At 45.4% G+C, this 2,773-nt stretch carries 5 protein-coding genes; all 5 read left to right on the top strand.

Going from position 1 to position 2,773, the window contains the following annotated elements:
* Nucleotides 1-914 (top strand): IS4 family transposase (locus tag ACO0K9_RS27900; RefSeq protein WP_422990649.1); only part of this gene is annotated, 914 nt, incomplete at its 5' end.
* Between the two features lie 75 nt (nt 915-989).
* Nucleotides 990-1,274: a hypothetical protein gene (locus ACO0K9_RS27895; RefSeq protein ID WP_422990647.1), complete on the top strand. Its 285-nt coding sequence runs from the start codon at nt 990-992 to the stop codon at nt 1,272-1,274.
* Nucleotides 1,275-1,294: 20 nt separating this feature from the next.
* A complete protein-coding gene (locus ACO0K9_RS27890) occupies nt 1,295-1,636 on the top strand; it encodes a hypothetical protein (RefSeq protein ID WP_422990645.1) in 342 nt (113 codons plus the stop codon).
* Nucleotides 1,637-1,643: 7 nt separating this feature from the next.
* Nucleotides 1,644-1,898, top strand: coding sequence for a hypothetical protein (locus ACO0K9_RS27885; protein ID WP_422990643.1), 255 nt, complete (start codon nt 1,644-1,646; stop codon nt 1,896-1,898).
* A 15-nt stretch (nt 1,899-1,913) separates the two neighbouring features.
* Nucleotides 1,914-2,423, top strand: coding sequence for a hypothetical protein (locus ACO0K9_RS27880; RefSeq protein WP_422990641.1), 510 nt, complete (start codon nt 1,914-1,916; stop codon nt 2,421-2,423).
* The last annotated feature ends 350 nt before the right edge of the window (nt 2,424-2,773 follow it).

Here is a 2,773-nt window from a genome sequence, read left to right as displayed (position 1 = left end):
TGGCCAATGCAAATGCCACGCGCCCCTGGCAAATCTACGCCGATCTGGCGCAACACCTGATTGCGATGGCGCGTCCGTTGTACGCCAGCGAGCCGTTTGGCGTGGACCTCGATGCGACGGTCTATGCATTCGATGCCACCACCATCGACCTGTGTTTGTCGGTGTATCCGTGGGCACCATTCCGGTCCGCCAAGGCGGCCATCAAATTGCATACGCTGCTCGACCTGCGCGGCTCTATTCCCAGTTTCATCCACATCACCGACGGCAAGACCCACGAGGTCAATATTCTCGACGATCTGGTCATCGAGCCAGGAGCGTATTACCTGATGGATCGTGGCTATCTGGATTTCGCCAGACTTTACCGGCTGCATGTGATGGGCGCCTTCTTTGTCACCAGAGCAAAAAGCAATACCAAGTTCAAGCGTCGGTATTCGCAGCCAGTCGACCGGGCGACGAGCAACGTAATCTGCGATCAAACGGGCGTACTCCCGCTCTTCTACGCAAGCAAGGACTACCCGGCGACTTTGCGTCGTATCGTCGTCAAGGACGACGCTGGGGAACGCATCATTTTTCTGACCAACAATTTCTTTCTCAAACCGGAGATGATCGCAGCGCTTTACAAGCAGCGTTGGCAGGTCGAATTGTTCTTCAAGTGGATCAAGCAACATTTGCGTATCAAAACCTTCCTGGGAACCAGCGAGAATGCCGTAAAGACGCAAATATGGATCGCGGTCTGTACTTACGTACTCATCGCTATCGTCAAAAAACGTCTGCATTTGCCTCATAGCCTTTACGAAATTCTACAAATCCTGAGTCTCACCATGTTTGAAACAGCACCAATAAATCAATTACTTACGCCGCCATCGGGAAATTTCGATGACGAAAATCAACCAAAACAGATGTCTCTACTATGAGAAACGTTGGGACACTAGTGAAATGGTATGACAGTCCCACAATGGGTTTGGAATATTTAGATAGAGGAAAATTGAATGGAAACGCAAGATCAGAAAGTTCTATATTCACTCGCCCAAACGATGGAAATGACGCGTGCGGAGTTAGACGGGATGCGGATTGTTTGTCAAGGTGTACTGAATGCATTGGCGACTGATTCCAATAACGTGCCAGTGCTTGTAGCGGCAATAAATAGCTGCATTGAGGGGGACATGGCTGTCGCTATCGCCTCACCAATGACAGATGCCATGCTTCAGCAAAGAATCGATTGGGTCAAACGCTTGCTGCCACCGCAAGTCGCTGCTCTTATCAACATATCGTAAAGCCGAGGGAAAATTTAAAAATGGCCGCAAGACCTCAATCTGATATTGACGCCGAACAATTTGAAGCACAGCTTTTCGCCGAGATGGAAAGAAAAGGTGGTGCCGGTGCTGAACTCGCTGCGGCAGTCCGCATAGCTAGAATGGGACGTACCGACGCCGGACTAGATTGCGAATACACTGAACATGGAGAAGCGAGGTTCACGGTTCAGCAAGGGTTAAAAGCGGCGACTCACGCTCGTGAGGATGTTGCCGCGACGCTAATACTCCAGGTGAAAATTATTGAGCGCCTTGATCGACTGCAAAAAATGTCTTGGTGGATCATGGGGATTTTGGTCGCTCTTGGACTTAAACTATTTGTATAGAAAGAATATGACCAAAAATGATTATCCGACTCGCAGTGAGCGTGTTCGCTTGGCGAAAGTTATGGAACATAAAGCAGAGTGTCAAGTAACGTCGCGCTGGCTTCAATTCCCTCAAAACGCTCAGACGGTAGGTGGTGCATCGTTTATGTTTGTTGATGTAATGACTTTGAATTGTGATGATCAAGAAAAGAAAATCTGTCAGTTGATTTTAACGAAGGAAGACTTGCTCGACATTTTAAAGCGCATTGATGTAAAAAATTAGACTGAGGAAAACGCTATGGACATTATCAAGGAAGCTCAGGAACTCGGCGTAAACAAGGTCATTGTAGGTACAACCGGTACAGGGAAAACGTCTGATATCCTTAATAAAGTCACTCCCTCAACTCCGCTTGGAGTGATTTCATTATTTGTCGGAGTAATTGAAACAATCGTCACAACTGCACTTATCCAAACATCTGGGCTTGTTCAGTTGCTGCTGGCGAGTTTTGTGCTGGTTTATCCACCGTTAATTGCCTTCGCGTTTTTCTACTTCCTTTGGAAAAAGCCTGAAAATTTGATTGCACATCCAAATTTTGCAAATGCAGACGAAGCGATAAAATATTTTAATGCAATAAAAGGCCTAGCCAATGAAGCTAAAACTAAGAATGACGAAATAAGCGAATTATTAGTCAAAACAAAAATAATTTACGACTCAACAGAAGATCTTAAAAAACGGTTTGATGAGGAAGTTGAGAAAATGGCAGGCGTTAAAGCGGTTGCAAACTTAGCACTTTTTAATCAATATTGACGGAAAAATCACGGATAAATGGATCGATAAACAGAAAATTGAATTGACGATGTTTGGATATAGCGTAAAAGATATCCCGTGGATTTATAACGTATTTTGGCACGCTGATTTGAGGAGTGCTTGGCAAACTAACTGACGGCTTTGACACCACCTGGGCTATCGTATTTCTTGCCCATGTCTTTCATTGAACAAATTTGCACTTGCAAATGAAAATAAATATGAGATCACTAGTGTCCCAACGTTTTCACATCAGAGGATCGTAAGTCAATGATTTGTTTGCATAAAATGATGTTTTCATCTGGTCTCGATTTGAACATCGAGGCGCAGAATTGGGGCTTTTTGCGGATATC

Origin of the sequence: Undibacterium sp. Ji50W (genome assembly GCF_049340445.1) — a bacterium.
GTDB lineage: Bacteria > Pseudomonadota > Gammaproteobacteria > Burkholderiales > Burkholderiaceae_D > Undibacterium.
This window is presented reverse-complemented; position numbering and strand designations above follow the sequence as displayed.

What these genes read in the sequence shown, in the direction of transcription:
- ACO0K9_RS27895 (WP_422990647.1), top strand. Translation starts at nt 990, where the DNA reads ATGGAAACGCAAGATCAGAAAGTTCTATATTCACTCGCCCAAACGATG.
- ACO0K9_RS27890 (WP_422990645.1), top strand. Translation starts at nt 1,295, where the DNA reads ATGGCCGCAAGACCTCAATCTGATATTGACGCCGAACAATTTGAAGCA.
- ACO0K9_RS27885 (WP_422990643.1), top strand. Translation starts at nt 1,644, where the DNA reads ATGACCAAAAATGATTATCCGACTCGCAGTGAGCGTGTTCGCTTGGCG.
- ACO0K9_RS27880 (WP_422990641.1), top strand. Translation starts at nt 1,914, where the DNA reads ATGGACATTATCAAGGAAGCTCAGGAACTCGGCGTAAACAAGGTCATT.